This is a genomic window from Streptomyces durhamensis (genome assembly GCF_000725475.1).
GTDB lineage: Bacteria > Actinomycetota > Actinomycetes > Streptomycetales > Streptomycetaceae > Streptomyces > Streptomyces filipinensis.
Map to the genome: position 1 here is coordinate 131,812 of NZ_JNXR01000015.1, position 22,442 is coordinate 154,253.

At 71.2% G+C, this 22,442-nt stretch carries 20 protein-coding genes and 1 riboswitch; of the genes, 3 read left to right on the forward strand and 17 right to left on the reverse strand.

Features of this window, described 5'->3' with window-relative positions; genetic code table 11:
* The first annotated feature begins 27 nt into the window (after positions 1–27).
* Positions 28–642 (forward strand): TetR/AcrR family transcriptional regulator, encoded by a 615-nt coding sequence (locus IO33_RS0122445; protein ID WP_031167807.1) that lies wholly within the window; start codon positions 28–30, stop codon positions 640–642.
* 238 nt (positions 643–880) lie between these two features.
* On the opposite strand, the gene IO33_RS0122450 is transcribed toward IO33_RS0122445, so the two are convergent.
* The 3 genes from IO33_RS0122450 to IO33_RS0122460 all read right to left on the reverse strand — a co-directional run bounded on the left by IO33_RS0122450 (position 881) and on the right by IO33_RS0122460 (position 5,288).
* Positions 881–1,666, reverse strand: a complete 786-nt coding sequence (locus IO33_RS0122450; protein ID WP_031167810.1) for an SGNH/GDSL hydrolase family protein — start codon at positions 1,664–1,666, stop codon at positions 881–883.
* 218 nt (positions 1,667–1,884) lie between these two features.
* The gene (locus IO33_RS0122455) at positions 1,885–2,748 is read right to left on the reverse strand and encodes a M23 family metallopeptidase (protein WP_031167812.1); all 864 of its coding nucleotides are present in this window, start codon (positions 2,746–2,748) and stop codon (positions 1,885–1,887) included.
* Between the two features lie 2 nt (positions 2,749–2,750).
* A riboswitch (cyclic di-AMP (ydaO/yuaA leader) is annotated at positions 2,751–2,914 on the reverse strand.
* A gap of 301 nt (positions 2,915–3,215) precedes the next feature.
* Complete coding sequence (locus IO33_RS0122460) at positions 3,216–5,288, reverse strand: alpha-galactosidase (protein WP_031167814.1); 2,073 nt, start codon at positions 5,286–5,288, stop codon at positions 3,216–3,218.
* Between the two features lie 173 nt (positions 5,289–5,461).
* Here IO33_RS0122460 and IO33_RS0122465 point away from each other — a divergent pair, with 173 nt between their 5' ends.
* On the forward strand, positions 5,462–6,259 hold the full coding sequence (locus IO33_RS0122465; RefSeq protein WP_031167815.1) for a tyrosine-protein phosphatase: 798 nt from the start codon (positions 5,462–5,464) through the stop codon (positions 6,257–6,259).
* A gap of 51 nt (positions 6,260–6,310) precedes the next feature.
* Here the strand turns inward: IO33_RS0122465 and IO33_RS53565 are convergent, their stop codons facing one another.
* Complete coding sequence (locus tag IO33_RS53565) at positions 6,311–6,433, reverse strand: DUF6126 family protein (protein ID WP_037685801.1); 123 nt, start codon at positions 6,431–6,433, stop codon at positions 6,311–6,313.
* Positions 6,430–7,053, reverse strand: coding sequence for a helix-turn-helix domain-containing protein (locus IO33_RS0122475; protein ID WP_031167817.1), 624 nt, complete (start codon positions 7,051–7,053; stop codon positions 6,430–6,432). The genes IO33_RS53565 and IO33_RS0122475 overlap by 4 nt, the downstream gene beginning before the upstream one ends.
* 137 nt (positions 7,054–7,190) lie before the next feature.
* On the opposite strand from IO33_RS0122475, the gene IO33_RS44420 reads away from it, so the two are divergent.
* Positions 7,191–7,472, forward strand: a complete 282-nt coding sequence (locus IO33_RS44420) for a hypothetical protein (RefSeq protein WP_051926903.1) — start codon at positions 7,191–7,193, stop codon at positions 7,470–7,472.
* A gap of 17 nt (positions 7,473–7,489) precedes the next feature.
* Here the strand turns inward: IO33_RS44420 and IO33_RS0122485 are convergent, their stop codons facing one another.
* The 12 genes from IO33_RS0122485 to IO33_RS0122540 form a co-directional block, all read right to left on the reverse strand.
* Positions 7,490–8,875, reverse strand: coding sequence for an aspartate aminotransferase family protein (locus tag IO33_RS0122485; RefSeq protein ID WP_031167821.1), 1,386 nt, complete (start codon positions 8,873–8,875; stop codon positions 7,490–7,492).
* Complete coding sequence (gene dxs / locus IO33_RS0122490; RefSeq protein WP_031167823.1) at positions 8,872–10,770, reverse strand: 1-deoxy-D-xylulose-5-phosphate synthase; 1,899 nt, start codon at positions 10,768–10,770, stop codon at positions 8,872–8,874. The genes IO33_RS0122485 and dxs overlap by 4 nt, the downstream gene beginning before the upstream one ends.
* A 35-nt stretch (positions 10,771–10,805) precedes the next feature.
* On the reverse strand, positions 10,806–11,939 hold the full coding sequence (ispG, locus tag IO33_RS0122495) for a flavodoxin-dependent (E)-4-hydroxy-3-methylbut-2-enyl-diphosphate synthase (protein ID WP_031167825.1): 1,134 nt from the start codon (positions 11,937–11,939) through the stop codon (positions 10,806–10,808).
* Positions 11,940–11,943: 4 nt separating this feature from the next.
* Entirely contained in the window at positions 11,944–12,966 is a 1,023-nt protein-coding gene (gene hpnH / locus IO33_RS0122500; protein WP_031167827.1) for an adenosyl-hopene transferase HpnH, read from the reverse strand.
* A 5-nt stretch (positions 12,967–12,971) separates the two neighbouring features.
* Positions 12,972–13,613, reverse strand: a complete 642-nt coding sequence (locus IO33_RS0122505; RefSeq protein WP_031167829.1) for a phosphorylase family protein — start codon at positions 13,611–13,613, stop codon at positions 12,972–12,974.
* Position 13,614: 1 nt separating this feature from the next.
* Positions 13,615–15,648 (reverse strand): squalene--hopene cyclase, encoded by a 2,034-nt coding sequence (shc, locus tag IO33_RS0122510; protein WP_031167831.1) that lies wholly within the window; start codon positions 15,646–15,648, stop codon positions 13,615–13,617.
* A 118-nt stretch (positions 15,649–15,766) separates the two neighbouring features.
* Positions 15,767–16,900, reverse strand: coding sequence for a polyprenyl synthetase family protein (locus IO33_RS0122515; RefSeq protein ID WP_078963846.1), 1,134 nt, complete (start codon positions 16,898–16,900; stop codon positions 15,767–15,769).
* Complete coding sequence (hpnE, locus tag IO33_RS0122520) at positions 16,900–18,333, reverse strand: hydroxysqualene dehydroxylase HpnE (protein ID WP_031167835.1); 1,434 nt, start codon at positions 18,331–18,333, stop codon at positions 16,900–16,902. Before hpnE ends, IO33_RS0122515 begins: the two co-directional genes overlap by 1 nt.
* 223 nt (positions 18,334–18,556) lie before the next feature.
* Complete coding sequence (hpnD, locus tag IO33_RS0122525) at positions 18,557–19,519, reverse strand: presqualene diphosphate synthase HpnD (RefSeq protein ID WP_031167836.1); 963 nt, start codon at positions 19,517–19,519, stop codon at positions 18,557–18,559.
* On the reverse strand, positions 19,516–20,412 hold the full coding sequence (gene hpnC, locus IO33_RS0122530; RefSeq protein WP_031167837.1) for a squalene synthase HpnC: 897 nt from the start codon (positions 20,410–20,412) through the stop codon (positions 19,516–19,518). The genes hpnD and hpnC overlap by 4 nt, the downstream gene beginning before the upstream one ends.
* 359 nt (positions 20,413–20,771) lie before the next feature.
* Positions 20,772–21,467: an ABC transporter ATP-binding protein gene (locus IO33_RS0122535; protein WP_031167838.1), complete on the reverse strand. Its 696-nt coding sequence runs from the start codon at positions 21,465–21,467 to the stop codon at positions 20,772–20,774.
* On the reverse strand, positions 21,460–22,389 hold the full coding sequence (locus tag IO33_RS0122540) for an ABC transporter permease (protein WP_031167840.1): 930 nt from the start codon (positions 22,387–22,389) through the stop codon (positions 21,460–21,462). Before IO33_RS0122540 ends, IO33_RS0122535 begins: the two co-directional genes overlap by 8 nt.
* Positions 22,390–22,442 lie beyond the last annotated feature (53 nt).

Sequence of the window (22,442 nt, forward strand, 5' to 3'; positions counted from 1 at the left end):
GTCCGGGCGGCTGTGTAGGGTGACCGCGTGGCGAGAGTGCGGTTGAGCGTGGCCGAGCGGCGGGAGGAGCTGCTGCGGGCCGCCATCGGGCAGATCGAGGCGCGGGGCGTGGCGGCGGTGAGGATCGCCGACGTGGCGGCGGCGCTCGGGGTGAGCAACGCGCTGGTGCTGTACCACTTCTCGACGAAGGAGAAGCTGGTCGCCGAGGCGTTCACCTACGCGGCCGAGGACGATCTCACGCATCTGCGCAAGCTGCTGGGACGGCGGACGTCGGCGCTGCGCCGGCTGCGGTCCGCGGTGCGCTGGTACGCGCCGACCGGGCAGGCCAAGGGCTGGCGGCTGTGGATCGAGGGCTGGGCCGTGGCCCTGCGCGAGCCCGCCCTGCGGGAGGTCACGCGGGACCTGGACAGGCAGTGGAAGGCGGCGATCACCGAGGTCATCGCCGAGGGCGTGGCGGCCGGTGAGTTCGTCTGCGCCGACCCGGCCGGTACCGCGCTGCGCCTGACCGCGCTGCTGGACGGGCTGGCGGTGCAGCTGACGTCGTACCCGGGAGCGGTGCCGCGGACACGCGCGCAGGAATGGGTCGACGACGCCCTGGCCCGGGAACTGGGCCTGGACCGGAAGGCGTTGACCGAGCGCTAGCGTCCGCCGTACGCCTCAGGCTGGTTGCACGGCACTGGGCGGGGGGAGCCGCCACGGCTGTCCAGGCCCGGTCGGGGCGGGTCGCTCATCGATCCTGCGGGGTGCCCCACTCGCACCCCAGCATCCTCGGCGCCCCGGCATCCCCGGCGCCCCGGCATCCCCGGCGAACAGCGTCCGGCCGGACACCCTCATGCCCCGCACCGCGGGGTGTCCGCGGTGCGGGGCATGAGGGCGGCCGTCAGGCCACCGAGGTGATGCGCAGCTTGATGTCGTCCGGGGACAGGGTGCCCTTCGCGGTGACATGGTCGCCGGAGGACTCGCCGCGCAGGCGGCGGCCGATCCACGGGACCAGGAACTCGCGGGCCCACTGGACGTCGTCGCGGCGGATCTCCAGCGTGCCCCGGGGCGGCTGCGGCGGCCACGGCTGCTCCGGGTCGGCCGGGATGTCGAGGCCGAGGGCCTGGCCGGCGCGCAGCGCCACGCGCGTGTGCCCCTCGGGCGAGAGGTGGAGCCGGTCGCTGTCCCACGCCCTGCGGTCCTGAACCGACTTCAGGGACCACAGGTCGAGCACCGGGCAGCCGTACCGGTCGGCGATGGCGCGGACGTGCCCGTTGTAGGTGGCGATCTTGCCGCGCAGATGCTTGAGCACGGGGACGCCACGGGTGTCGAAGCCGGTCGTGACCAGCACCGTCCCGGCGGCCTCGGCCAGTCGGGCGACGGCGCGCTCGAAGCGCTCGGCCACCTCGTCCGGGTCGGTGCCGGGGCGGATGATGTCGTTGCCGCCCGCACAGAAGGAGACCAGGTCCGGGGCGAGTTCGACGGCCTGCGGGAGCTGGTCCTGCACGATCTGGTCGAGCAGTTTCCCGCGCACCGCGAGATTGGTGTACTTGAAGTCGCCCTCGGGCCGCCGGTCGGCGAGCAGGACCGCGAACCGGTCGGCCCAGCCCACGAACGCCCCGTCGGGCCCGGGGTCGCCGACGCCCTCGGTGAAGCTGTCCCCCACCGCCACGTACGACCCGATCACTGATTTGTTGTCATTCTTCGAATCGTCTGCCACATCGGACCATGATTCACCTTGCGATGTGACTTACGCGACCGTAGGCAGGGATTGACGAACGGTGAGATAAGACACCCTTAAATGATTTGCCAATCCGGAATAAGGCGAACACACCGAAGGCCGGACCCGGGGATCGTGGGTCCGGCCTTCGGCGGCGTGTCAGGCAGGTGGTTCGGGCGGGGGCGTCAGACGACGGCGACGCCGTGCTCGCGGAGGTAGCCGACCGGGTCGATGTCGGAGCCGTAGTCCGGGGTGGTCCGGATCTCGAAGTGCAGGTGCGGGCCGGTGACGTTGCCGGTGGCGCCCGACAGGCCGACCTGCTGCCCCTCGGTCACGGTCTGCCCGGCCCAGACGGAGAGCCGGGAGAGGTGCCCGTACTGCGCGTAGTGGCCGTCGTGCAGCTTGATGACGACCTGGTTGCCGTACGCGCCGCCCCAGCCGGCGGAGACGACCGTGCCCGCGGCGACGGCCTTGACCGGGGTGCCGGTCGGGACCACGAAGTCGACGCCCGTGTGGTGGCCGCTGGACCACATGCCGCCGGCCACGTGGTAGCCGGTGCCGATGGTGGCGCCGGTGACCGGGAGGGTGAAACCGGTGGAGGCGGCCGTCCCGGCGGCGCCGGAGGTCCCGGTCCCCGGGGCCGCCTGGGACGCGGAGGAGTGCGAGGCACGCGCGTCGTGCGAAGAGTGCGCGAGCTTCAGGCCCGGGTGGATCAGCGACGGGTCGTCGCCGACGGCCTGCCGGTTGTCGGCGTAGAGGCGGTGCCAGCCGCCGGCCACATGGTGCTCGTAGGCGATCTCGAAGAGGCAGTCGCCGGGCTTCACCGTGTACGCGCCCGGGCGGGAGTCCGGCTGTGCGGCGGCCTTCTGCACCGGGGTCTGGGGGGACTGCGCGGCCGGTGCGGAGACGGACTGCGTGGTGCCGGCGGCATGCGCCCCGGTGGTGCCGATGAGCGGGAGGGCCAGGGCGGCGCCACCGGTTCCGGCGACGGCGATCGAGCGGGAAAAACGCGGGGTCTTGGGGCGTCGGTGCTTGCCCTTACCAGGCATGGCGCATTCCTCTCCGACGCCTGCGAGGTGAGCTGTCGGGTTCGGACTGGAGTCGCCCGGCCGTGCGCGCACGGCTTCACCCCGAGCCTGTCGCGGAGACCGGACAGGCAGTCGTACCTGGTGGGTCCCCCGCTCCTGCCGAACGCGGGTCAAGTGTGTGGGACTCCGGGCGGCGGCAGGATTCGGCGTTCCGTCCGGATCGGTGGCGAACGTAAGGGAGCAAGACGCGCGGAAACAAGCAGCCGGTTCCCGCCGTTCGCCTTTCCGGAGATCGCATGCGGGAATTCTCGGTCACCCTCCGTATATTCCCGCCTCCCGCGTTCTTTCAATTTCCCTTTTCATCGTGGAGATTACGTGAACATGACGCGCGACACAGGGTCACGAATATGACGCTCCTCACGCGGACCGGGCCAGGTGCCCTTATTCCGCGACGAGTTGGAATCAAGGCAGCAATTCAGACAGAGAGGTCAGATGCGGCGTAGACGGAGAACCGTTGCATCGAGGTCACCTGTGAGCGCGGTGCGCAGCCCGTGATGGAGAAGCACGGCACCTCGACACACTTCGCCCGTTTCGCGGCATTCGTACGACGCCGTCGGGTCGAGGCCGCGCAGACGCAGCGCCGGCACGGGCTCGCCGTGGCTCTGCGCCTGGAGCCAGGCGAGGACCACCGTCTCCCCGCCCAGGACGTACTGCACGGCGCTCAGACCGCCGGCCGGCGGCCGCAGCCGGTACAGCTCGCCCCGCTGGACGACCGGGCGGATCTCCTTGTAGAGACCGACCCACCGCCGGGCCTCGGCCAGCTCCTGATCGGTCCACCCGGTGAGGTCACCGCCGACCCCGAGGACGCCCGCCATGGCGCTGACGAAGCGGAACCGCAGGGAGCTGACCCGCCCGTTGAGCTGGGTGTTCGGGCTGTCGGTGACCCAGGCGGCCATGACTGTGGCGGGGTGGACCTGGCTGAAGCCGTGCTGGATGGCGAGGCGGTCCAGCGGGTCGGTGTTGTCGGAGGTCCACACCTGGTCGGTGCGACTCATGACCCCGAGGTCGATCCGCCCGCCCCCGCCCGAGCAGGATTCGAAGGCGACGCCGGGATGAGCCGCGCGCAGTCGGTCCAGCAGGGCGTACAGGGCCCGGACGTGGTCCACCCACAGGCGCTGGGGGTACGGCTCGCCGGGCCAGCCCGCGTCGGTGAAGCAGCGGTTGAAGTCCCACTTCACATAGTCGACCGGCACACCGGAGAGCAGGGTGTCCAGCCGCTCCCACAGGTAGTCCTGGACGTCCTCGCGGGCGAGGTTGAGGACCAGCTGGTTGCGCAGCTCTGTCCGCTTCCGTCCCGGTTGGTACTGCACCCAGTCGGGGTGCGCGCGGTACAGGTCGCTGTCCGGGTTGACCATCTCGGGCTCGACCCAGATGCCGAAACGCATGCCGAGGCCGTGCACCTGGTCGGCGAGGGGCTTCAGGCCGTGCGGGAAGCGGTCGGGGTTGGGGGTCCAGTCGCCGAGGCCCGCGCGGTCGCTGGTCCGGGCGCCGAACCAGCCGTCGTCCACGACGAACAGCTCCACGCCGATCTCGGCGGCCCGGCGGGCGAGCGCGAGCTGCTGCTCCTCGGAGATGTCGAAGTTCGTCGCCTCCCAGGAGTTGAAGAGGACCGGCCGGTCACGCCCGGCGTCCGGGATGACGTGCTCGCGCTGGTAGGCGTGCCAGGCGCGGCTCGCGCCGCCGAAGCCGCCGTCGCTCCACAGGCCCGCGAAGACCGGGGTGGTGTACGACTCCCCCGGCTCCAGGAGCAGCAGCCCCGAGTCGTCGTAGCCGGCGCCGCCGGTGATCTGCACGCGCGCGTCCGGGAGTTGGGCGACGGCGATGCGCCAGGAGCCGGACCAGCCGAGCGCGCAGCCGTAGACCTCGCCGTGCTCCTCGGTGGCGTCGGTGTCCAGTGCCACCCAGGGCAGGTGCTGGTGGCCGGTGTGGCCGCGGCGGCTGCCGACGACCTTCTCGCCGTAGGTGAGCGGGGCGGTGGTGAGGCGGGACTCGGCGGCCCAGCGGCCGTGCAGCTGGGACACCCGCCAGCCCTCGCGGTCGGGCAGGGTCCAGGTGGCGGCGTCGGCCCGCAGCAGCTCCACGCGCGCGTGCCCGCCGTTCTCCACGGTCACCCAGCGCTCCACGACGTCGCCGCGCATCCGGTAGTGCAGGATGACGGCGAGGCCGTCGTCGTCGAAGCGCAGCCGCAGCTCGTCGCCCTGCGTGTCGTACGCCCGGAAGGTCCACTCCGTGCCGCGGCGCCGGGCGGTGCGCACGGACAGGGCCGGGCGGACGAAGCGGGGGCCGCCCTCGACGGGGTACTCCTCGCGGCCGTCGAGCGGGGACTCGAAGGGCCGGTAGCCGGGCAACGGGTCCTCGGCCAGGGCTAGTGCGTCCGCGAGGGCGATGCGGGGCCCCCAGTGCAGGTGGAGCAGCTCGTCCGCGTCGGTCAGATGCAGGGCGTAGCCGCTGGTGGGCCCCGAGAGGAGCCAGGTACGACCGTCTTCGGCGATGTCCACCACGTAAGACCTCACAGGTGCCAACAGATCCGCTCAAGTGCCAACATCATCGGCCGGGTGGGCGCCCGTGACAATGCCTGTGGACAACTCCTTGCCCGAGGAAACCGATGTCGTATGGTCGACGGAGCGCCCGCCGACGAGCCGCGACGGCGGGGTCCGACCGCGAGGAGCCCCCCGTGACGCAGCAGGTCCCGTCGACCGAGCCGGAGCTGGCCGGAGTGCGCAATTTCCGTGACGTGGGCGGGCTGCCGACCGTGGACGGGCGCAGGGTCCGGCACGGGGTGCTGTTCCGCAGCGGACACCTCGCGCACGCGACGGAGGACGACGCGTCCTTCCTCACCTCCCTGGGCCTGCACACGATCTTCGACTTCCGCAACGCGGCCGACCAGAAGCTGGAGGGCCCGGACGTCGAGCTGCCCGGCGTGCGGAACGTGAACCTGCCGCTGAGCGACCCGGCGGACGGCGCCGAGTTCTGGAAGATGGTCCGTGACGGCGACCTCGACCAGCTGCGAGGGATCCTGTCCGACGGCAAGGGCGCGGCCCGGATGGTCGCCTCGTACCGGACGATCGTCAAGGAGCGCACCGCCGAGCACTCCCGGGTGCTGGGCGCGCTCGCCGAGGACAGTGTGCCCGCCCTGATGCACTGTGCGGCGGGCAAGGACCGCGCGGGCATCTCGATCGCCGTGACGCTGCTGGCGCTGGGCGTGGAGCGCGAGGCGATCATCGCCGACTACCTGGAGTCCAACGCCAAGCACCGGCGCTACAAGGTCCGCCGCAGCGGCAGCGCGGAGACGGCGTACACCCCGGAGGTCATGGAGCTGCTGAGCCCGCTCTTCGACGCCCGCGCCGAGTACCTGCAGGCGGCCTTCGAGACCATCGAGCAGACCTGGGGCGGGGTGGACCCCTACCTGGAGCAGGGCCTCGGCCTCACCCCTGCGGCCCGCGACCGGCTGCGCGAGCGCCTGCTGGACTGAGCGGACGACGCCGGCACCGGCTGCCGCTCCGCCCCGGCCGGGGCCGCCCCGTCAGCTCTTCGCGCCCACCGCGAAGAGCAGGAAGAGGAACGCGGCCAGGACGTGGCCCAGGGCGATGTAGATGATCAGTCGGATCCAGAGGGAACGGGGGAACTTCTCCTCGAAGTTGCTCATGGCAGCTCTCCGGTCAGCGGCCCCAGGCACAGCGTGGCCGTGGGGCTCTGCAGCAGGGTGTGGACGAACAGCAGCTCGACGCCGTCGTGGTCCTCGGCGGCGAGGCGGTGCGGGGTGAGCGAGTCGAAGTGCGCGCTGTCACCGGGCGCGAGCAGGTGCGTGGTGTCTCCGAGGCGCAGCCGCAGCCGGCCCCCGAGGACGTAGACCCACTCCTCGCCCGGGTGGACGCGCACGATGTCGCCCTGCGAGCCGTACGGCACGCGCACGCGCAGGGCCTGCATGCCGCGGCCCGGCGCCCCGGCCTGGAAGTACGTCCAGCCGCCCGCCCGGGTCGGCTCCATGTCACCGGCCCGCACGATCGCGTCCCGGTCGGCGACCGTCTCGCCCAGGAGTTCGGAGACGGTCGTACCGTAGATACGGGCGAGGGCCAGCAGCATCGGCAGCGACGGCTGCCGCTGTCCGGTCTCCAGCCGGGACAGATGGGCCGGTGAGAGTCCGGCGGCGCGGGCCGCGGCCTCCAGGGTGAGGCCGGAACGACGGCGCAGTCCGCGCAGTTGCGGGGCGACCGACGGCAGTTCGTCGCCCGGGCCCGCCGCCGGCCCGGCTTCTGAGGCGTTCATGCCTTCATTGAGCCCGATTTTTGCCTGTGCGGCAATTTCCTTGCCTCTCAGGCAAAAGGCCTCCGGGCGCTCCTGCCGCGGCCTTCCCCTGTTACGCTCCCCCTAGCAGTTGAACACGTTCAAAACTGGGGGATCAGATGTCCGTACGCACTCCGTCCCGGGACGCCGACGCGCCCGCCGCCGCCCTCGGCCCCCTGGCTCTGGCGCTGGGGCTCGTGGCCGGGGCGAGCACGTGGCCCACGCTCACCTTCATGCTGCTGCCCTGGTCGCTCCTCGCCGGCGGTCTCGCCGTCACCTTCGGCGCCATGGGCGCCCACTACGCCGGCCGGGGCATCGGCCGGCTGTGGACCTCGGTCGCCGGTATCGTCCTCGGAGCGATCGGGCTCGCCGATCTCCTCCTCCTCGTCGTGATCCTCTAGGGCCGGGGCCGGCACGGTCAGCGGCCCGCCACCGCCTGCTTGATCAGGGTCTTGCCGAAGTCCCACATCAGGCCGCCGCCACTGTGGGCGTCGTCCATCACGGCGGTGAAGGCGGCCACGAACCGGTCGACGTCCGCCTCGTCGATGACCAGCGGCGGGATCAGCTTGATCACCTCCAGGTGGTCGCCGGAGACCTGGGTGAGGATCCGGTGCCGCTGCAGCAGCGGTACGACGACCATCTGCGCGAACAGGCCCTTGCGGGCGGCCTGCAGCATGGTCCAGCGGCCGCGTAGCTTCAGCGAGGACGGCCGGCCGAACTCGATGCCGATCATCAGGCCCCGGCCGCGGACGTCGGCCAGCAGCTCGTACCGGTCGATCAGCGCGGTCAGCCGGGACTTCAGCAGCTCCCCGGTGGCGCGGACGCCCGCGACGATCTGCTCGTTCTCCATGACCGACAGCACGGCGAGGCCGCACGCCATCGCCTGGGCATTGGCGCCGAAGCTCGCCGAGTGGACCAGCACGCGGTCCATGGACGAGTAGACCTTCTTGAAGATCCAGTCCCTGCCGAGGGTGGCGCCGACCGGGACGTATCCGCCGGACAGGGCCTTGGCCACGCACACCAGGTCGGGTTCGACGCCGTCCTCGTGCTGGTAGGCGTAGAAGTCGCCGGTACGGCCGAGACCGGTCTGCACCTCGTCGGCGATGAGCAGCGCCTTGTGCCGGTGCAGCAGTTCCTGCGCGGCACGCAGATAGCCGGGCGGTGCCTCGTGCACGCCCTTGCCCTGGATCGGCTCCACGATCAGCGCGGCCACGTCACCCTTCTTCAACTCCCGGGCGAGGGCGTCGAGATCACCCAGGGGTACGGGCGTGTCGGGCAGCAGCGGGGCGAAGCCGTCCCGGAATCCGCTCTCACCGTTGACCGACAGGGATCCGGTGGTCAGGCCGTGGAAGGCGTGGTCGCAGTAGAGGACGCGGGGCCTGCCGGTGGCGTACCGGGCGAACTTCAGGGCCGTCTCGACGGCCTCCGTGCCGCTGTTGCCGAAGAACACCCGGTCCAGGTGCGGACTGTGGGCCAGGAGGCGTTCGGCGAGCAGTCCCGGCAGCGGCTGGCAGTCGAAGCGGGTGAGGTCGGCGAGGTCGAGGTCGAGCACGTCGTGCAGGGCCTTGCGGACGACCGGGTGGTGGCGCCCGAGGCCCATCACGCCGAACCCGGCGAGCATGTCCAGGTGGTCGTTGCCGTCCGCGTCGAAGAAGTGGGCGCCCTCGGCCCGCTCGTAGACCTTGTCGAAGCCGATGGTGTGCAGCATGCGCGGGAGCTGCGGGTTGAGGTACCTGGTGTGCAGCTCGTAGCGTTCGGCTCCGCGCTCGGCGAGGAGGGCGCCGAGGTCGAACTCCGTGCTCATTCATTCTCCTTGGCTGGGCCGCCCGTGTCCTTGACGGCCAGGCTCGCGCTGATCCGCCCGGCGATCTCGACGGGCGTGAGACCGATGTCGGCCAGCACCTCGCCGCGCTTGGCGTGCGCGAGGAACTGCTCCGGGATGCCGAACCGCCGTACCGGCACGTCGACATCGGCGTCACCGAGGGCCAGCGCCACGGCGGAACCGACACCCGCGGAACGGCTGTTGTCCTCCACCACGGCCACCAGCCGGTGTCCGGCGGCGAGGTCCGGCAGCGCGGGGTCGACGGGCTTGACCCACCGCGGGTCGACCACCGTGCAGGGGATGCCGCGCGCCTCCAGCAGGTCGGCGGCCTTCAGGCACACCGGCGCCATCACGCCGACGGCCACCAGCAGCACCTCGGGGCGTTCGGCGCGGTGCAGGACGTCCATGCCGCCGACACGGCCGAGCGCGGGGACGTCCGGGCCGACCGACTCCTTCGGGAAGCGGACCAGGGTGGGCGCGTCGTCGACGGCCACGGCCTCGCGCAGCTGGGCGCGCAGCTGGCCGGCGTCGCGCGGCGCGGCGATCCTGAGGCCGGGGACGACCTGCAGGACGGACATGTCCCACACGCCGTTGTGGGAGGCCCCGTCGACGCCGGTGACACCGGCCCGGTCCAGGACGAAGGTGACCCCGCAGCGGTGCAGGGCGACGTCCATCAGCAGCTGGTCGAAGGCGCGATTGAGGAAGGTGGCGTAGACGGCGACGACCGGGTGCAGCCCGCCGGTCGCGAGGCCGGCCGCGGAGACGGCCGCGTGCTGTTCGGCGATGCCCACGTCCCACACGCGGTCGGGGAAGCGCTCGGCGAACGCGCCGAGGCCGACCGGGTGCAGCATGGCCGCCGTGATGGCGACGACGTCGTCGCGTTCCTCGCCGATCCGCACGATCTCGTCACCGAACACCGAGGTCCAGGACGGCCCGCTGGAGGGGCTGAGCGGTGCGCAGGTCAGCGGGTCCATCACGCCGACGGTGTGGAAGTGGTCCTCCTCGTGGTTGAGGGCGGGCTCGTAGCCGCGTCCCTTCTCCGTGAGGCAGTGCACCAGGACGGGGCCGTGGAAGCGCTTCGCGCGGCGCAGCGCCGACTCGACCGCGCCGATGTCGTGCCCGTCGATCGGGCCGAGGTACTTCAGGCCCAGGTCCTCGAACATGCCCTGCGGGGCGAAGGCGTCCTTGAAGCCCTTCTTCGCACCGTGCAGGGACTCGTAGAGGGTGTGGCCGACGACGGGTGTCCTCAGGAGGACTTCCTTGCCCCAGGCCAGGACCTTCTCGTAGCCGTCGGTGGTGCGCAGGGTGGCCAGGTGGTTGGCGAGGCCGCCGATGGTCGGGGCGTAGGAGCGTTCGTTGTCGTTGACGACGATGATCAGCGGCCGGTCCTTGGCCGCCGCGATGTTGTTCAGCGCCTCCCAGGCCATGCCGCCGGTCAGCGCGCCGTCGCCGATGACCGCGACCACATGGCCCTTGTCCCCCTGCACCTGGTTGGCCTTGGCCAGGCCGTCGGCCCAGCCGAGCGCGGTGGAGGCGTGGCTGTTCTCGATGACGTCGTGCTCGGACTCCTCGCGCGAGGGGTAGCCGGACAGGCCGCCCTTGCCCCGCAGCTTGGAGAAGTCCTGACGTCCGGTCAGCAGCTTGTGGACGTAGCTCTGATGGCCGGTGTCCCACAGGATGCGGTCGGCCGGTGACTCGAAGACCCGGTGGAGCGCGACGGACAGTTCCACCACGCCCAGATTGGGCCCGAGGTGACCACCGGTTCTCGACACCGCGTGCACCAGGAACTCACGTATCTCCTCGGACAGTTCGCCGAGTTCCGCCTCGGACAGCGCCTTCAGGTCGCGTGGTCCCCGGATGGTCTCCAGAATGGTCACGCTGGTCCCCCTCTCGGTCCGTGCCGTGCTGTGCCTCAACTCATCTGGTCTGCGGGGCTCGTCCGCTCGGCGAGCTTCATGGCCTCTTCGATGAGGGTCTCGACGATCTTCGACTCGGGGACGGTCTTGACCACCTCGCCCTTGACGAAGATCTGCCCCTTCCCGTTGCCCGAGGCAACTCCGAGGTCGGCCTCACGGGCCTCGCCGGGGCCGTTGACCACACACCCCATCACCGCGACCCGGAGCGGCACTTCCATGCCGTCCAGGCCCGCCGTGACCTCCTCGGCGAGCTTGTAGACGTCCACCTGGGCCCGGCCGCAGGAGGGGCAGGAGACGATCTCCAGACGCCGCTGCCGCAGCCCCAGAGACTGCAGGATCTGGATGCCGACCTTGACCTCCTCCGTCGGCGGCGCGCTCAGCGAGACACGGATGGTGTCTCCGATGCCCTGGGACAGCAACGCCCCGAAGGCCACGGCCGACTTGACCGTGCCCTGGAAGGCCGGGCCGGCCTCGGTCACCCCCAGGTGCAGGGGGTAGTCGCACTGCTCGGCGAGCCGGCGGTACGCCTCGATCATCACGACCGGGTCGTTGTGCTTCACGGAGATCTTGATGTCCCGGAAGTCGTGCTCCTCGAAGAGCGAGGCCTCCCACAGCGCGCTCTCGACCAGCGCCTGCGGGGTCGCCCTGCCGTGCTTCTGCAGCAGCCGCCGGTCCAGCGAACCGGCGTTGACGCCGATCCGGATCGGCGTGCCGTGGTCCTTGGCGGCGCGAGCGATCTCCTTCACCTGGTCGTCGAACTTCTTGATGTTGCCCGGGTTCACCCGGACCGCCGCGCAGCCGGCCTCGATGGCCGCGAAGACGTACTTCGGCTGGAAGTGGATGTCCGCGATCACCGGGATCTGCGACTTGCGCGCGATGGTGGCGAGCGCGTCCGCGTCGTCCTGCGTGGGGCAGGCGACGCGGACGATCTGGCAGCCGGACGCGGTGAGTTCCGCGATCTGCTGCAGGGTGGCGCCGATGTCCGACGTACGGGTCGTCGTCATCGACTGCACCGACACCGGGGCTCCGCCCCCGACCGCCACCGGCCCCACCTGGATCTGCCGCGCCACACGCCGCGGCGCGACCGGACGGGCCGGTACCCCGGGAACGCCCAAGGGGACGGCGGTCATCGCGTCACTCCCGGTTTCCGGAGACGGTCTCGCGCATGGCCCGCAGCGACTCCTTCAGGGAGCCCATGGTGGCAAGGACGGCGGTGGGCTCGTAGCCGCAGTGCGCCATGCAGTTGGCGCAGCGCGGGTCCTTGCCGCGGCCGTACTTGTCCCAGTCGGTCTTCTCGATGAGTTCGCGGTACGTCGGCACGTACCCGTCGCTCATCAGGTAGCAGGGCCGCTGCCAGCCGAAGAGCGAGTAGTTCGGGATCGCCCACGCGGTGCACGGGAAGTCGACCTTGCCCTCGAGGAAGTCCAGGAAGAGCGGGGAGTGGTTGAGCCGCCACTTCCTGCGGTTGCCGCCCGCGAAGGCCTTCCTGAACAGCTCGCGGGTCTGCTCCACGCCGAGGAAGTGCTCCTGGTCGGGGGCCTTCTCGTAGGCGTAGGCGGGCGAGATCATCATCTCGTCGACCTTCAGGTCGTCGTTGAGGAAGTTGAGCACCTCGATGATGGTCTGCGGGGTGTCGGTGTTGAAGAAGGTCGAGTTGGTGGTCACCCGGAAGCCGCGTCGCTGGGCCTCCTTGATCGCCTCCACCGCCTCGTCGAACACGCCCTCCTTCGCGACGGACTCGTCGTGCCGCTCGCGTAGCCCGTCGATGTGCACGGCGAAGGCGAAATAGGGAGAGGGCCGGAATTGATCGATCTTCTTGCGCAGGAGCATCGCGTTGGTGCAGAGGAAGACGTATTTCCGCTTGGCCACCAACTGACGGACGATCTCGTCGATCTGAGGGTGCATCAACGGTTCGCCGCCGGCGATGGAGACCATCGGCGCACCGGACTCCAGCACGGCGCCCACGGCCTGGGCGACCGGCATGCGCTGCTTGAGCACCCCGGCCGGATGCTGGATCTTGCCGCAGCCCTCGCACTTGAGGTTGCAGGCGAAGAGCGGTTCCAGCTCGACGATGAGCGGAAACTTGTCCCGCCTGCGCAGCTTCTGTTCAGCCAGGTATGTAGCGACCTTGATGGACTGGCGCAACGGCATGGCCATCTGGCTCACCTCCGGGGGAGCAGCAAAGAACGGTGCCATTCGAAGAAAGCAGGAAGAACGGATCGAAGAACACGGAAAGCCGATATTCCACCGCGTACCGTGCCGATCCGGACGAGTTCATGTTCGGGGGCGTCCACGACCACCCGTACGGCCGCGACCGGCCGCTCGCCCAGGCGGACGGCGGTCAGCAGCGTGGCCGCCGACTCCATGTCGACCGCGATCGCGCCGGTGGCGAGCAGCTGGGACCGCTCGGGGCCGCGTACGACGTGGTCGGAGCCGGTGAGCGGGCCGGTGTGGACGGTGCGCCCGGGCAGCAGGCGCACGAGTTCCTTGACGAGCAGTTCGGTGCCCACACAGGCGACGGTGCCGCGCGGGTCCCGGGTCTCCTCGGCGACGACCAGGTCGCCGGGGTGCATGCCGGGGGCGAGCCCGGCACAGAAACCGGTGGCCAGCACGGCGGCCTCGGTGTGGGCGTCCTCGGCCAGGCACCGGGTGACGGAGCGTTCCGCCGCGCGGGGACCCATGCCCGTACGGACGAAGGTGACGGGCCCGCCCGCACCGCCGTGGTCGCCGGTGCGCAGGGCGAGGTGCTCGATGCCGAGGGCGCAGGCGATCAGCAGCGGGGCAGGGGCGGGCTGGGTGCTCACCTCAGCTCACCCTGGCCTCGGACCGCGGTTTCCCGGCGAGGAGGCCGCGCTCGAAGGGGTCGCCGTGCAGGTACCGGCCGAGCGCGGTGAGCGGGAAGACCTGCCGGTACAGGTGGTAGTTGATGGAGAAGTCCCAGGGGAAGCCGGTGCCGGTGAAGTACGGCTCGTCCCAGCTGCCGTCCGCCCGCTGGGTGTCGGCCAGCCACCGGATGCCGCGCTCGACGGCCTTGGAGTCCTTCTCCCCCGCCGCGAGCAGCGCCATCAGCGCCCACGCGGTCTGCGAGGCGGTGGAGGCGCCCCGGCCGCTCCATTCCTTGGCGTACTTGTACGAGCGCAGGTCCTCGCCCCAGCCGCCGTCGTCGTTCTGGACCGACTCCAGCCAGGCCACGGCCCGCCGGATCGCCGGGTGCGCACCGGGCAGCCCGGCCGCGGTCAGCGCGGGGACCACCGAGCCGGTGCCGTAGATGTAGTTGACGCCCCAGCGGCCGAACCACGAGCCGTCCGGCTCCTGTTCGGCGAGCAGCCAGTCGATGCCCCGGCGGGTCCGCGGGTCGTGGGCCAGTCCCTCTGCGGCGAGCATCTCCACGACATGGGCGGTGACGTCCGCGGACGGCGGGTCGATGACCTCGCCGAAGTCGCAGAACGGCAGCCGGTTGGGGAACGGGCTGGTGTTGTCGACGTCGAAGGCGCCCCACGCGCCGTTCTTCGACTGCATCCCGAGGTTCCAGCGCACCGCGCGCCCGATGGCGTGGTCCGTGCGCTCGGGATCGTGGTGCCGGACGCGGCGCAGCGCGAGAACGACCTCGGCGGTGTCGTCGATGTCGGGGTAGTTGTCGTTGTGGAACTCGAACGCCCAGCCGCCGGGCGGGAGCCCCGGCCGGCGCACGGCCCAGTCACCGGGCCGGACGATCTCCTCGCCGAGCATCCAGTCGGCCGCCTTGACCAGTTGCGGATGGTCGGCCGGGAGCCCCGCGTCGACGAGCGCGATGGTGGCGAGGCAGGTGTCCCACACCGGGGACTGGCAGGCCTCGATCATCCGGGCGCCGTCCTCGCGCCACACGGCGAAACGGTCCAGCGAGGCGAGGCCCTCGCGCATCACCGGATGCTGGAGGTCGTAGCCGAGCAGATACAGGGCGATGACCGAGTACACGGCCGGGGGCTGGATGCCCCCCCAGCAGCCGTCGTTCTCCTGGCGCTCGATGATCCAGCGGGCGGCGGAGTTCATCGCGGCCCTGCGGAGTCGCTTCGGGGCGACCTTGCGGAACCGGTGCAGCGCCTTGTCCAGGCGCTGGAAGGCACCGTCCCAGCTGGCCAGCGGTGCGAGCGGCCGCACCGGGTTCGGGTTCGCCGGGTCGGTGTGCAGCTCGTCCAGCGGGAAGGGCGCGGGGCGCACCGGGCGCTTGGCCGAGACGATGGTCAGCGGCACGATGGTCTGCCGGGCCCAGCACCCGAAGTCGTAGATGTTGAGCGGCATCCAGGCGGGGAAGTAGATGAGCTCCGGCGGCAGTTCGGGCAGGTCCTCCCACTTCCACCAGCCGAACAGGGCGAGCCAGATCCGGGTGAAGACACGGGCGGCGGCGATGCCGCCGCGCTCGCGGATCCAGGCGGACGCCCGCGCCATGTGCGCGTCGTCGGGGGCGTCGCCGGCCAGGCGCAGGGCGACGTACGCCTCGATGGTGGCCGACAGTTCGCCGGGCCCGCCGTAGAAGGTGGCCCAGGTGCCGTCCTCGCGCTGCTCGCCGCGGATGAACAGGGCCGCGGCCTGTGCGGTGCTCTCGTCGAGGATCCCCAGGAACTGACGGAGCAGCAGGTCCTCGGCGTCCATGGTGACGTTGGTCTCCAGGTCGCCCTTCCACCAGCCCTGGGCGTCCTGCCGGGCGAGCAGGAAGTCGGTGGCGCGCCTCGCGGCGCCTGCGGCGGCTTCTTGTACCCCGGCCGCCTCGGGGGTGGTGAGGGTGGTGAGGGTGGTGTCGCTGGCCGCGGCAGCGCGGGACGGCACAGTCGCCCCGGTGCTTCCGTCGGTCGTCGCTGTCATGGCTTCCCCTTCGTGCAGTCGTGCGAGTCGTGCTGCTGTGGGTCCGCCGTCGGCCGGTGTCCGCACCATCCTGCGGCACCGGCCGGCGACTACGCGAGATGTGTTCGACCGATAGGGATCATCTCTTCCGTACGACGACGAAGTCGGCGAGCGCCGTGAAGGAGTCGCGCACCCGGGCGGGCATGTCGACGGCGTCCAGGGCCTCGACGGCGACGGTGTGCTGACGGCGCGCTTCCTCGGCCGTCCAGGCGCGGCCGCCGGCCTCCTCGATGAGGGCCGCGCGGGCCGCGAACTCCTCCTCGGAGAAGTTCTCGAAGTCGCTGCTCTTGGCGTCCGCGGCGAGGATCTCGCCGAGCCGCTCGGAGGCGGGGCCGCCGGCCGCGAGCGCGGCGACGACCGGCAGGGACTTCTTGCGCTGGCGCAGGTCGCTCCAGGTCTGCTTGCCGGTGGCCTCCGGGTCGCCCCAGATGCCGAGCAGGTCGTCGACGGCCTGGAAGGCGAGGCCGAGGTGGTAGCCGTACTTCTCCAGCGCGTCGGCGGTGGCGTCGTCCGCGCCGCCGAGGACCGCGCCGATGGAGCTGGAGGCGGCGAGCAGCGCGCCGGTCTTGTTGCCCTCCATCTCCAGGCACTCCTCGACGCTGACCCGGTCGCGGTGCTCGTAGGAGATGTCCTGCGCCTGGCCGTCGATCAGGGCGCGGGTGGCGGTGGTCAGCCGGCGGGTGGCCCGGCCGGCCTCGACGGTGCCGAGTTCCAGCAGCACCTCGTTGGCCAGGGCGAACAGGGCGTCGCCGACCAGGATCGCCTGGGCGGGACCGTGCACCTTCCAGACGGTGTCGCGGTGCCGGCGCTGCTCGTCGCCGTCCATCAGGTCGTCGTGCAGCAGCGAGAAGTTGTGGACGAGTTCGACGGCCACGGCGCCCGGGATGCCCACCTCGGGCGCGGCACCGGTGACCTCGGCGGAGAGCACGGCGAGGGCGGGGCGCACGGCCTTGCCGCCGTCGCCGTCGGCCGGGTTGCCGGCGGCGTCGATCCAGCCGAAGTGGTAGGCGGCGACGGTGTCCATGGGAGACGCCAGCCGGTCGACGGCCGCACGCAGGACCGGAGTGGCCAGGGTCCGGCCGCGCTCCAGCAGCGCGGTCACGTCCACCGCGGCCCGTGGGACGGGCGTCGAAGCCGGGGGCACAGTGGGCACAGTCTCTCCTCTTGTTGCGGTACCGGGGGTGCGGGGGCCCGCCGCGTGCCGGTCGGGCATCAGGCCGCCTCCTCGAACTCGAAGAGATGGCGGGGGCGGGGCCGGCCCAGGGCACTGAGGGCGGCGTCGGCCGCGCTCACTCCGCTGCGGACCGCACTCTCCATGGTCGCGGGCCACCCGGTGGCGGTCCACGCTCCGGCCAGGTACAGGCCGGGGGCCTTGGTGCGGGCGCCGGGCCTGAGGCGCCCGACGCCGGGGGCGGGGGCGAACGTGGCCGTGCGCTCCCGGGTCACGAAGAAGTCCAGCACCTCGGCGCCGCGGGTACCCGGAATCAGCCGCTCCAGTTCGGGCAGGTAACGCTCGCGCAGTTCCGTGACCGGCAGGTCGATCTCGTCGTGCGCGGCCGACTGCGAGAGCGCGAGGTACTGGCCCTCGGCGAGGCCGGAGGCGTCGGTGCGGTCGAAGACCCACTGCACGGGGGTGCCGAGGGCGGCGAAGAAGGGGCGCGCGAGCACCGTGCGGTCGTAGACGACATGGACGTTGAGGATCGGCGCGGTGCCGATGTCCAGCAGCTGTGCGGGGGCGTCGAGGGCGCCGGGCGGCAGCAGGTCGTGCGCCTCGCGCTGGGGTACGGCGAGGACGACGGCGTCGGTTTCCAGGCGTTCGCCGGGAACCTGAACGCTCCAGGTGCCGTTTTCGTTGTAGGAGACGGAGGTGACGCGTGTACGGACCTCGGTGCGCACGCCCGCGGAGTCGAGCGCCTTGCGGGCCAGCCGGTCGTGCAGTTCGCCCAGCGGGACGCGGGCCCAGCCGATGTCGGCCGCGCCCGGGTCGGACAGCAGACCGGTCTTGAACACCATCGCGGCGAGCCCCAGCGAGGCGTCGCCCGCGACCGCGTTGAGGGTGGCGACGCCGACCAGGTCCCACAGGGCCTCGATGGCGCGCGCCGACTGACCGTGTGCGGCCAGCCAGCTGCCGAAGTCCTGGGTGTCCAGGGCCGGATCGGCGAGGTCGAGCCCCTTCAGCGCGAGCGCGGCCCGCCCGACCGCGGCGCGCTCGGCGAGCGAGAGATGCGGATAGGCGGCCAGGCTGCGCCCCAGATGGAGGGGGACGGGCAGCGGGTCGCGCCGCAGCCGGCCGAGCCGCCTGCCCTCGGGCTTGGCGACGTCGACGACGGGCACGTCCAGGCGGTCCTGCAGCGGTGCCAGCGCCGCGCCCTCGATCCGGTCGAGGAACCAGCGGTAGGCGGTGCAGCAGCGCAGGTACACGTGCTGGCCGTTGTCGACGGTCAGGTCGCCGCGCCGGAAGGAGAAGGCGAGGCCGCCCAGCCTGGGCTTGCCTTCGAGCAGGGTGACGCGGACGCCCGCGTCGGCGAGCGCGAGCGCCGCGGTGATCCCGGCGAGCCCGCCCCCGACCACGACGGCGCGGCGGCCTGCGGCGCCTTCCGGTTCCGCGGTGCCGTGCGCCCGTGCGGGGCGTGGGCCTTCGCTCATCGTGCGTCCTTCCATGGGCGAGCGCTCCGCGAGGAGTGCCGCGACAGGCCGTCCATCGCCCGCGGGCCCGTCGTGGCTGCTCGCGCAGTTCCCCGCGCCCCTTCGGGGCGCCGGCCTGCTGAGCATGCTGGTTGAACGGTGCACGCTCGGTCGTCGCCGTCAGGGACGCCACGCCGCTGCTGCAGGTTGCCTGGCACCTGTCTCCTGGTTCGGTGAGGGTCCATCAGGCGCGCCTCCTGACGGACCGTGCGGAGACATGGCGGGTCACATGCCGGGTGTCGAGGCCGGACAGGCCGCGCACGGCGACGTAGGCCTTCTCGCGTCCGGGCAGCGAGACCCGGCCGCGCAGCACGGCCTCGGGGTCGCGCTCGATGCGGTCCAGCAGCCGGCGGTAGATGCCGGCCATGGCGGCCACACAGGCTCCGCTGCGCCGGTCGAGCATGGGCAGCAGCCGGTAGCCCTCGGCGAAGAGGGCACGGGCCCGCCGTACTTCGAAGTGCACGAGGCCCGCGAAGTCGGAGCCCTCCGGGGGCGTCGGCCCGTCGAAGCCGGCCGAGCAGCCGAACTTGGCGAGGTCGTCGGCGGGCAGGTAGGTACGGCCGCCGGCCGCGTCCTCGCGGACGTCCCGGAGGATGTTGGTGAGCTGCAGGGCGAGCCCGAGGGTGTCGGCGTACTCGGGTGCGCGCTCGGCGCCGCGCGCTCCCCGTTCGGTGCCGAACACGCCGAGCGAGAGGCGGCCGATGGCACCGGCGACACACCGGCAGTAGACCTTCAGGTCGTCCCAGGTCTCGTAGGTCTCGCCGCGCACGTCCATCTGGACGCCGTCGATCAGCTCGTCGAGGCCGCCGAGCGGGATCGGGAAAGCGCGTGCCGCGTGGGCGAGGGCCACCGCGACCGGATCGGTGTCGTCCTCCTCCACCTCGTCCTCCCGGACCCGGGCGAGCAGCGCCCTGGTGTCCTCCAGCCGCTTCAGCTTCACCTCGTCGGCCAGGTCGCCGTCGCCGATGTCGTCCACGCGCCGGGAGAACGCGTACAGCGCCGACATGGCGCGGCGCTTGGACGTGGGCAGCAAACGGATGCCGTACGCGAAGTTGCGGGCCTGCTGCCCCGTGACGGTCTCGCAGTAGCTGTAGGCGGCGAGTACCGGTGCGGACACGTGTGACGGAGAATCCACGGTCCGGATCACCCCTCTCCTCGCAGGATCACGCCCGCCTCACGCAGCAACTGGACCTTGCCGGGCTTGGGCGGGCCGTGAAGTACGTCGTATTCGGCGGCGGCGATCGCGCTGACCGCCGCCCTTCCCCCCGCCACGAACCCTGCGAGCAGCAGCTTCAGTCTGCCGTGGACGCTACCCACCAGGGGGGCGCCTTCATTCAGCAGATCGCGGGCGCGTTGTGCTTCGTATGCAACCAGGGCGCGCACCGATGCGCTCGCGGTTTTTGCGCCAAGATCCGTTTCCTGGACGTGAAAGCGCTTCATGTCCTCGGCCGGCAGATAGATCCGGTCGCGGCCGAGGTCCTCGGCGACGTCCTGGAGGTGCTCCACGATCTGCAGCGCGGTGCAGATCGCGTCGGACAGCCGGATCCGCTCGGGGGTCTCGGTGCCGGTGACGGCGAGGACGAGGCGGCCCACGGGGTTGGCGGACAGGGCGCAGTAGGCGAGGAGGTCGTCGTAGGTCTCGTACCGGGTGACGAGCTGGTCCTGGCGGTTGGCGGCGATCAGGCCGAGGAAGGGCTCGGAGGTCAGGCGGTGGCGGCGGACGGTGGGCTGCAGACGGCGCAGCAGCGGATGGCGCGGGGTGCCGTCGAAGACGCGGCGCAGATCGGTCTCGAACGCGTCGAGGAGGGCCAGGCGGTCCTCGGCCCCGGCGGGCGACACGCCGAGCGCCCGGGCGTCGGCGCCGCCCGGGGCGAGGTCGCCGTCACCGATGTCGTCGACCAGACGGGCGAAGCCGTAGACGGCCATGAGGTCCTCGCGCCACGCCCGGGGCAGGAAGAAAGGGGCCACCGGAAAGTTCTCACGCGTGGCTTTGTCCAGGGTGGCGCGTTCCAGGCCCGGCGCCGTCTCGGTGGCCGTCATCGGGCGCTGCCCGCGGCGGGGACGGCACATGCTGCGTTGAGCTGGGGAGTTTCCGTAGCCATTGCCGTCACATCTCCCGTTCTACACTGCCGACCCAATACACACTATTTCGGACACGCCGCCCGGCAATTCCCGGGGTCGCCCTCACTCAGGGTGTCGCGCATTATCGCCCCACTTGCCACTTTCCGGCACTGGTACAGCTTACGTTGTACAACGCGACACGGTCCGCCGGGGTGTCCTGCGCATCACAACAACACACCGATTGGTTCCAAGATTCCTGGCGCTGGCCGGAGTTGACGGTCCCTTTACAGACGCAGGGCCCCGCCGGACGGTTGCCCGCGGGGCCTGGCCGAAACAGGCTACTTGCCCGTGAACTTCTCGTACTCCTTCAAAACCTCTTCGGTCGGTCCGTCCATACGCAGCTCACCGCGTTCCAGCCACAGGACGCGGTTGCAGGTGTCGCGGATCGACTTGTTGTTGTGACTGACCAGAAACACCGTTCCGGCCTCCTTGCGCAGTTCCCGGATGCGTTCCTCGGAGCGCTTCTGGAACTTGCGGTCACCGGTGGCGAGCGCCTCGTCGATCATGAGGACGTCGTGGTCCTTGGCGGCGGCGATGGAGAACCGCAGCCGGGCGGCCATGCCGGAGGAGTACGTGCGCATCGGCAGGGTGATGAAGTCACCCTTCCGCTCGCCGGTCAGGTCGTTCATCAGGGCCGCGTTGACACCGAGCAGCGAGGGCTGGCCGTCGGTGTAGACCTTGCCCTTCTCGGCGGGCAGCAGGCCGGCGATGGCCCGCAGCAGGGTGGACTTGCCGGAGCCGTTGGAGCCGATCAGGCCGACGGCCTCGCCGCGATAGGCGACGAAGGACACCCCGCGCACGGCGTGCACCTTCCGTACGCCCCGCTCCTCGCCGCGCTTGAGGATCCGGCTCAGCGCCGCCGTCGCGCTGCCCTTGCCGGTCTTGGCGCCGTTGACCCGGTAGACGATGTGCAGATCGTCGGCGATGACCGTCGGGCGGCGTTCCTCGCCGGCCCGGTCGTTGTGCTCAGCCACGGCCGTACCTCTCCTCCGCCTTCCAGAAGTACACGAAGCCGCCGGCGAAGGCGGCCACGGCCCAGAACAGGGCGATGGCCCACACGTGCGGCGGCAGGTTCGAGGCACCGTAGCCGTCGATCAGCGCGTAGCGCATGAGGTCCATGTAGACCGCGGCCGGGTTGACCTGCAGCAGCCGGACCGCGATCTCGGAGCGGCCCTCCATCATCTTGTTGATGGAGAACATGACGCCGGAGGTGTACATCCAGGTGCGCAGGATGAACGGCATCAGCTGGGCGAGGTCCGGCGTCTTGGCGCCCATGCGGGCCACGATCAGCGCGAGCCCGGTGTTGAACAGGAACTGCAGCAGCAGGACCGGCACGATCAGCAGCCAGCCCGGGCCCGGGTAGCTGCCGAAGCCGATCGCCACGACGAACATCACGATCATCGAGAACAGCAGCTGCTGGAGCTGCTGCAGCGAGAACGAGATGGGCAGCGAGGCACGCGGGAAGTGCAGGGCGCGCACCAGGCCCAGGTTGCCGGAGATCGCCCGGACGCCCGACATGACCGAGCTCTGCGTGAAGGTGAAGACGAACACGCCCGTGACCAGGAACGGGATGTACACGTCCTGGGACAGACCGCGGCTCGCGTGCAGGATCACGCCGAAGATGAAGTAGTACACGCCCGCGTTGAGCAGCGGTGTCGCCACCTGCCACAGCTGGCCGAGCTTGGCCTGGCTGTACTGGGCCGTCAGCTTCGCCTGGGAGAAGGCGAGGATGAAGTGGCGCCGCCCCCACAGCTGGCGGACGTACTCGGCCAGTGAGGGCCGGGCGCCGCTCACGGCGAGCCCGTACTTGGCGGCGAGCTGCGCCGCCGTCAGCCCCTCGTCGGGCGACGGTATCGCGTTCACCGCGACACCGCCGTCATGCGTTGTGTGACTCACGAGTGGAAATCCGGAACTCTCTCGGTAAGAAGCTTGCTCTCTTCAGGTAAGAG

Bases quoted from the DNA above. Each gene is read 5' to 3' on its own strand.
- IO33_RS53565 (WP_037685801.1), bottom strand. From the start codon at position 6,433: ATGAGCAACTTCGAGGAGAAGTTCCCCCGTTCCCTCTGGATCCGACTG.
- hpnH (WP_031167827.1), bottom strand. From the start codon at position 12,966: ATGGCCATGCCGTTGCGCCAGTCCATCAAGGTCGCTACATACCTGGCT.
- ispG (WP_031167825.1), bottom strand. From the start codon at position 11,939: ATGACCGCCGTCCCCTTGGGCGTTCCCGGGGTACCGGCCCGTCCGGTC.
- hpnC (WP_031167837.1), bottom strand. From the start codon at position 20,412: ATGACGGCCACCGAGACGGCGCCGGGCCTGGAACGCGCCACCCTGGAC.
- IO33_RS0122485 (WP_031167821.1), bottom strand. From the start codon at position 8,875: ATGAGCACGGAGTTCGACCTCGGCGCCCTCCTCGCCGAGCGCGGAGCC.
- IO33_RS0122515 (WP_078963846.1), bottom strand. From the start codon at position 16,900: ATGCCCGACCGGCACGCGGCGGGCCCCCGCACCCCCGGTACCGCAACA.
- hpnE (WP_031167835.1), bottom strand. From the start codon at position 18,333: ATGAGCGAAGGCCCACGCCCCGCACGGGCGCACGGCACCGCGGAACCG.
- IO33_RS44420 (WP_051926903.1), top strand. From the start codon at position 7,191: ATGTCCGTACGCACTCCGTCCCGGGACGCCGACGCGCCCGCCGCCGCC.
- shc (WP_031167831.1), bottom strand. From the start codon at position 15,648: ATGACAGCGACGACCGACGGAAGCACCGGGGCGACTGTGCCGTCCCGC.
- IO33_RS0122475 (WP_031167817.1), bottom strand. From the start codon at position 7,053: ATGAACGCCTCAGAAGCCGGGCCGGCGGCGGGCCCGGGCGACGAACTG.
- IO33_RS0122455 (WP_031167812.1), bottom strand. From the start codon at position 2,748: ATGCCTGGTAAGGGCAAGCACCGACGCCCCAAGACCCCGCGTTTTTCC.